Source organism: Fundidesulfovibrio magnetotacticus (genome assembly GCF_013019105.1).
Lineage (GTDB): Bacteria > Desulfobacterota > Desulfovibrionia > Desulfovibrionales > Desulfovibrionaceae > Fundidesulfovibrio > Fundidesulfovibrio magnetotacticus.
In genome coordinates this window covers 284,751-291,329 of sequence record NZ_BLTE01000003.1, presented here as the reverse complement: position 1 = coordinate 291,329, position 6,579 = coordinate 284,751, and the positions used below count along the sequence as shown (strand labels likewise).

General features: G+C 70.0%; 6 protein-coding genes. All 6 read right to left on the bottom strand.

Annotation, left to right across the window (positions count from 1 at the left end):
• Nucleotides 1-360 precede the first annotated feature (360 nt).
• The 6 genes from NNJEOMEG_RS05640 to NNJEOMEG_RS05615 are packed head-to-tail and all read right to left on the bottom strand — an operon-like array spanning nt 361 to nt 6,485.
• Nucleotides 361-1,155, bottom strand: coding sequence for a polysaccharide deacetylase family protein (locus NNJEOMEG_RS05640; RefSeq protein WP_173082174.1), 795 nt, complete (start codon nt 1,153-1,155; stop codon nt 361-363).
• 19 nt (nt 1,156-1,174) lie between these two features.
• Entirely contained in the window at nt 1,175-2,338 is a 1,164-nt protein-coding gene (locus tag NNJEOMEG_RS05635; RefSeq protein ID WP_173082172.1) for a glycosyltransferase family protein, read from the bottom strand.
• A 25-nt stretch (nt 2,339-2,363) separates the two neighbouring features.
• Nucleotides 2,364-2,954, bottom strand: coding sequence for a histidine phosphatase family protein (locus NNJEOMEG_RS05630; RefSeq protein ID WP_173082170.1), 591 nt, complete (start codon nt 2,952-2,954; stop codon nt 2,364-2,366).
• Complete coding sequence (locus NNJEOMEG_RS05625; protein WP_173082168.1) at nt 2,951-4,051, bottom strand: glycosyltransferase family 4 protein; 1,101 nt, start codon at nt 4,049-4,051, stop codon at nt 2,951-2,953. The genes NNJEOMEG_RS05630 and NNJEOMEG_RS05625 overlap by 4 nt, the downstream gene beginning before the upstream one ends.
• 11 nt (nt 4,052-4,062) lie before the next feature.
• Entirely contained in the window at nt 4,063-5,274 is a 1,212-nt protein-coding gene (locus tag NNJEOMEG_RS05620; protein ID WP_173082200.1) for a glycosyltransferase, read from the bottom strand.
• A gap of 14 nt (nt 5,275-5,288) precedes the next feature.
• Nucleotides 5,289-6,485: a glycosyltransferase family protein gene (locus NNJEOMEG_RS05615; RefSeq protein ID WP_173082202.1), complete on the bottom strand. Its 1,197-nt coding sequence runs from the start codon at nt 6,483-6,485 to the stop codon at nt 5,289-5,291.
• Between the last annotated feature and the right edge of the window lie 94 nt (nt 6,486-6,579).

Below are 6,579 nucleotides of genomic sequence, written 5' to 3'. Positions count from 1 at the left end.
AAAGGGCTACGCCCTCTGCACTCCCACTCCGCTTCGCGGGCTTCACCGGCAAGGACTGTGTTGCCGGAGCCGGGCCTCTGCACGGGGAGAGCCTGCGGACCGATTGGAAGACGATCCGCCGAGAGGCGCGCGCAGGGCCAGACTGGACACGAACACACCGGCCTACCCGGTGAAGCCCGCGAAGCAATAAGGGATTCCAAAGGGCGCAGCCCTTTGGCCGCCGGAGGCTATTCCTCCTCCCTCCTTCCCACCCCGCCACAACCGAACCGCACGCCACCGCGATCCGGAGCGGCCGTACAGGGGGGGGTAGCGCTTTGGCCGCCGGGGATGATCCCGGCGGCGGTTGTGGTCGTGCGGCGGCTAGCGGGCCAGCAGGTGTCCGAAGTGGGCGAAGGAGAGGCCCTGGTGGGGGCGGAGTTGGTCGATGAGGAGGGCGAGGAAGTCGAAGGAGGTCTGGTTCATGCGCTGGTGGTGGAGCATGACGCCCAGTTGTCCCGAGGCGAGGCCCTGGACGAGTTCTTGGAGCATGGCGTCGAGGGAGGCGTCGGGGTCTTGTTCCTTGCGGGTGTGCAGGTCCATGCGCACGGGGAAGTCGGGGAGTCCTTTGGGGGCGTCGGGGCCAGCGCCCACGGTGCGGGAGATGCCTTTGAAGCCGATGGCGGGCATGGCGGCCATGGCTTCGGAATCGCAGCGGTTCCAGGGAGGGGTGAAGACGGGCGTGAAGTCGGCCCCCATGATTTCTTCGAGGCGTTTGAAGCCCTTGAGCAGGTCTTGGCGTTTGTCGCGTGCGGAGCGGGCTTGCCCGAATTCGCGTTTTTTCGCGCCGGGGGCTTCGAAGTTCATGTGCCGCCAGCCGTGCTGGCTCCAGCAGAAGAGGCTGTCCGCAGCGGCTTCGCGCTTGAGGGCTGTCCAGCGGCTTTGGGTGAGCCAGGCGGGGACCACGGCGAGGTTGAGGGGGGCGGAGCGTTCCCGGAACAAGGCGAGCATGGCGGAGAAGGCGTTTCCGGGCACGGCCACGTCGTCGGCCCGGAAGAAGACTGTTGCCTTGCCGCCGGGGGCCTTTTCCAGGCCTTGTCGGACGGCGTGGTCCAGGCGTTGGGGATGGTCGTCCGGAAGGGCCTGCCAGATCGGGGAGACGTTGTTGGAGACGATCATGAAATCTCGCGTTTGAAGGTTAACCGGCCTGGGCCGTATCGCGGGTCACGATGCGTGCCGTGTTCCGCGCGCCGTCCAGGTCGGGGGCTGCGCGTGGGTCGGGCGCGGGGCTTTCGAGCAGGGCATGCACGCGTTCGGCCAGGCGCGCCGGGTGGAGGTCGCCGTGCTCCAGCACGCCCAGGAGTCCTCTCGCGGCAAGGCGTTCGGCGCGCAGGCGCTGCTCGCGGTTCTGCTCGAAGGGCCAGACCAGCGCGCGGGCTCCGGCGGCCAGGATGTTCATCGTGGTGTTGTAACCGGCCAGCGACAGCGACGCGTCCGAGGCAGCCAGCAGGCCCAGGAAATCTCCGGAGAAGCGGGAGACGCGTCGGCGTTCCCGGCCGGAGGCTACGGCCCGTAACCGCTCGAAGGCTGCGTCGTCAAGGAAGGGTCCCGAGAAAAGTTCCAACCTTGGAGGATTGTCATGTTGCAGAAAGGGGTGGGCGTCCAGGGCTGCAAAGAGCAGCTCCGAGCCCACCTTGCCGCCGCCGGCGCTGGCGACCACGAGGCGGTCGGTTCCGGCGAGCCCCAGTTCGCCGCGGACGCGTCGGCGCGAAAGGGGATCGGGCCTGGGGGTGACGAAGCCGGTGTAATGCAGGGGCACGGCGATCTCCCGGGCGCGGGGAAAGGTCTCCTCCAGAGGGAAAAGGGAGGGGTCGGAGTGCACGAGCAGACCGTCGAACAGCGCGTTGAGCCGGGCGATGACGCGGGTCTGGTATTTTTCGGGGTCGGTCTTTTCCACGAGGATGTCGCGCAGGCTGCACAACACGCGGGGGCGGCCGAAGGCTCCGGCGCGCGCGGCCTCCAGGGCGGGGAGCAGTTCGAACTCGAAGGCGCGCCGCCCGAAAGGATAGAGCTCCACCAGCAGCACGTCGGGCCGTTCGCGCTCCAGGATATCCAGGAGGCGGGTTCTGCGGGCGGCCTTGAGGGCTTCGGGGTCGTCCCCGGCCAGGAGGCGGCTGAAGGTCTCGTCCATGGAGATGGCCGGGAGGCGCTCCAGCGTGATGTGGCCGGGCAGCGCGACGGGGGCATCGGGTCCGCCCGCCACGAAGACGCAGCGGTGCGGGGCCATGGCCTCCAGGAGGGCCAGGGAGCGCATGAAGTGCCCAAGGCCCAGCACGTGCTGGCAATAGAGGACCACGTTCACGGATGATCTCCTCGGGGACGCTGGGTTAGAGGGGCACGTTCCACTCGGCCAGGCGCAGGCAGCCCTCGCGGGCTTCCAGGACGTGCAGGGCGCGGGGGGCCAGTATCCTGGGCTCCCAGGGGAGGTAGTCGCGCCCGAGCAGGGCGTAGACCAGGGCGCGCACCACGCCTTCGTGGGCCACCACCAGCACGGGCTGGTCCTGGTTGGAACGGGCCAGGCGCAGCAGGGCATCCCAGGAGCGGGCCAGCAGTTGCGCGCGGCTCTCGCCGCCGGGGGGCGTGAAGGCCCAGCCCAGGGCTTCCTGGAGGGAAAGAAGACCTTCCTCGCGCAGGTCGGCCACCTTTCTGCCGGTCCATTCGCCGAAGTCCTGCTCTTCGACGCCGGGCAGCGGCCTGGGCTCCAGGCCGAGTTCCCGGCCCAGGGCGCGGGAGGTGGCCATGGCCCGGCCCAGGGGGCTGGAGTAAAGCGCCGAGAAGCCGAACGGTTCGAGAGTGGCGGCCCAGAAGCGCGCCGAGGCCAGGCCCTGGGGGGTGACGGGCGAATCGGACCGGCCCTGGATGCGCCCCTCGTTGTTCCACTGGGTACGGGCGTGGCGGATGATCCCGATGCGGGTCATGGATTCCTCCGGCAGAGGTCGTTCAGGCGACGTTCCACCACGGCGAAGGCGCGGGGCCTGTCGTGGAGCGCGGCCACGCGCGCGGACCCGGCGCGGCCCATGGTCCGGCGCAGGTCCGCGTCGTCCAGGAGGCGGGAGACGGCTTCCAGGAAGGCGCGGTCGTCGAAGGGCGGGGTGAGCAGGGCCGTCTCGCCGGGGGCGGTCACTTCCGGGATGCCGCCGTTGAGGAAGGCCGCCACGGGGAGCCCGGCCGCCTGGGCTTCCAGGTAGACCATGCCCAGGCTCTCGCGGATTCCGGGAAAGACGAAAAGATCGGCGGCGGAATAGACCTGGCGCAGCTTCGCGCGCTCCACGCGCCCCAGGAAGCGCACGCGTCCGGGCAGGGCCCGGCGGGCGAGGGCCTCCAGGCGCTCCCGGGTCTCGCCGTCCCCGGCCAGGACCAGTTCGAAGTCCCTGCGCTCCAGGCGGGCGAGGCGCGTGAGGAGGTATTCCAGGCCCTGCGTCTTCACGTCGTCGCGGAACATGGCGGCGGCCAGGATCACGGGACGCCCGCCCACGTTCCAGGCGGCGCGCAGGCGGGCGCGGGCCTCGGGGTCGTGGGCGAAGGCCGGGGCGTCGATGCAGGGGGCCACGCGGCACAGGCGCTCCTCGGGGAGCAGCCGACGCAGGTTCTCGAGGTCCAGAAGGCGGTTGGTGAAGACCACCGAGGCCGCGAGCAGCGCCCGGCGGTTGAGCTCGAAGCCCAGACGCGCCAGGGGGTCGCGGCGGCGCTTCGTGGAATAGATGCCCTGGAACACGGCGTAGGGCACGCCCATGCGCCGCGCGGCGAAGGGGCCGATCACGTCGGGGGATTTCCAGTAGGTGTGATGGGTGAGCCACACGTCCGCCGCGCCCCGCGAGGCGCGCCAGGCCTCCAGGGCGGCCCGTGGCCAGGCCCAGGGCCGCACGCCCAGGTTCCTGGCCCGGAAGCGGCTGGCCACGCGGACCTCGTGCCCGCGCGAGGCCAGGTGGGCGGTCAGCTCCAGGGCGGTGGTCTGGTCGCCGCTGGGCCTCGGGTGGTCCAGGGGCTTGAGGGGTGCGTAGAAGGCGACGCGCATGGCTGGCGGCGTCAGCCGACGTGGCGCTCGAAGAGCCGGGCCAGTTCCGCCACGAGGGCCTTGTTGTCGAACACGGCGCGCACGCGCTCCCTGGCGGCGGGGATTACCCGGCGGCGCAGCTCCTGGTCCGTGAGCAGGGTGCGGGCGGCCTGGGCCAGGGCGTCGGGGTCGCGCGGGGGGACGAGCAGGCCGCTTTCGCCCGAGACGATCAGCTCCGGGATGGCCGAGACGGCCGTGGAGGCCACGGGCACGCCCATGGCCATGGCCTCCGCCAGCACGTTGGGGATGCCGTCGCGGTCGCCGTTTTCGCTCACCTCGCAGCCCAGCAGGAAGAGGTCGGCCCGGGCCAGCCGCGTGAGGACCACCTCGTGGGGCTGCACGCCCAGCCACTGGATGCGCGCGTCGATGCCCAGCTCCCTGGCCAGGGCCTTGAGCCTGTCCTTCTCCTCTCCCGTGCCGATGAGCACGTGGCGGAAATCCAGGCCCGCGTCGGCCAGGCGCGCCAGGGCGGCGAACACGGTGAGCAGGCCCTTCTTGGGGGTGAGCCGGGCCACGGTGAGGATCTCGTAGGGCTGGCGGGCCTCCAGGCGGGGCTCGCCGGGGTGGAAGAGGTCCAGGTCGATGCCGTGGTAGACGCGGTGCACGGGGGTGTCGGCGGGGTTGAGGGCGTCGAGGTGCTTCTTGTTGTAGCCCGTGCAGGTGACCACGAAGCGCGCCGCCGCGAGCTTTTCGGCCAGGCGCGCGGGGTCCTGGGTGTAGATGTCCTTGGCGTGGGCGGTGAAGCTGAAGGGCAGTCCCGTGAGGATGGAGGCGAAGGCCGCCACCGACGTGGGCGAGTGGGCGAAGTGGGCGTGCAGGTGCGTGACGCCGGAACCGGGCAGCACGCGCGCGGCCAGGTATCCGGCCTGGAGCAGGTGCTTGGCGGTGGCGGCGCGGCGCGTGCGGGCCAGGCGGCGCAGCATCTCGGCCAGGCCCCTCAAATAGCGCCGGGGCGAGGCGGCCAGGCAGGCCAGGTTGGCCGAGAGCAGCCGCCAGACGTTGCCCTGGATGGTTTCGGGGAGGTAGTCCACGGGGGCTTTGATGCGCTTGACCGACTCGTGGGTGAAGTTCTCGCGCGGGTGGCGCATGGAGAGGATGCGGATGGGGAGGCCCATGCTTTCCAGCAGGGCGATCTCGTTGGAGATGAAGGTTTCGGAGATGCGCGGATAGCCCTTGAGGATCATGCCCAGCACGCCGTTCACTGGCCCTCCCCCCGGAATTCGGCCATGCGCTGGGAGATCACGTCCAGCCCGGAGAAGCGGAAGGCGTTCACGCAGGGGCAGCAGCCCTTGGGGTTGTCGATGAGGGCCAGCACCTTGGTGCCCAGGGAGGCGGGCGTAAGCCCGGACCAGGGCAGGAACTCCACGAAGCCGTGGCGCTGGAACATCTCGGCGCGGATGCGCTGTTCGAGTCTGGGCTCCTCGCGCGGAACCACCAGGGAGGGCTTGCCCAGGGAGAGCACCTCGCAGGTGGTGTTGTAGCCGCCCATGGAGACCACCACGTCGGCCAGGCCCATGAGGGCCTCCATGCGCCGGTGGAAGTGGTGGAAGCGGGCCTTCACGCGCTGGGCGCGGGCGTGGACCTCCTCGCGCATGGGCTTGGGCATGAACGGCCCCGAGACCAGGATGGAGCGGAAGGGCGGATCGCCCATGGATTCGAGCATGGAGAGATAGGCGTCCATGAGGGGATAGCCGTCGCCGCCGCCGCCGGTGGTGACCAGCACCAGGCGCTCCTTGCGGTTGATGCTCTCCTCCTCGCGCATGAGGGCCATCTTGCCGCGTTTGGGCAGGGCGCGGGGGATGTAGCCGGTGAAGACCATCTTGGAGCTCACGGCCTCGGGGATGGCGTACTCCTCCACGGGGTCGTAGTATTCGCGGTTCCCGTAGACCCAGATCTCGGAATAGTAGCGGTCGAGCACGTCGTAGATGCCCTTTTCGCGCCACTCGGCCCGCGTGGACTCGGCGTCGTCCATGATGTCGCGCAGGCCCAGGATGGTGCGGCACTGGGGCATGCGGCGCTTGAGCCACTTGAGGGTGGGCAGCACCTCGCGCTTGAGCCCCAGGGGGGCCTTGTCCACGATGAACAGGTGGGGCTGGAAGGCCTTGGCCGTGGCCACCACGATGTTGCGCCGGATGTTCAGCGCATGGCGCGAACTCAGGCGGATGGAAAGGGGCTGGTATTCCTCGTTGGTGCGCTTGATCATCCCCGGGATGCGCACGAAGTCCACGCCGTCGGGGAAGTCGAAGCGCCCCACCAGGGGCGATCCGGTGAGAATGAGCACGTTCACCCCGCGCCCGCGCAGGTGCTGGGCGATGGCCATGGTCCGCCGGATGTGGCCCAGGCCGTAGGTGTCGTGGGAATACATCAGGATATTGAAGGTGGGCGCGCTGACCATGGGCGATGCCATATCCCCAATCGGCCCGGCCTGCAAACCCGCGCTTGCCAGAGGGGCGCGCCTCGGTTAGGTGTGGATGGTCGGGTCCGGCCTC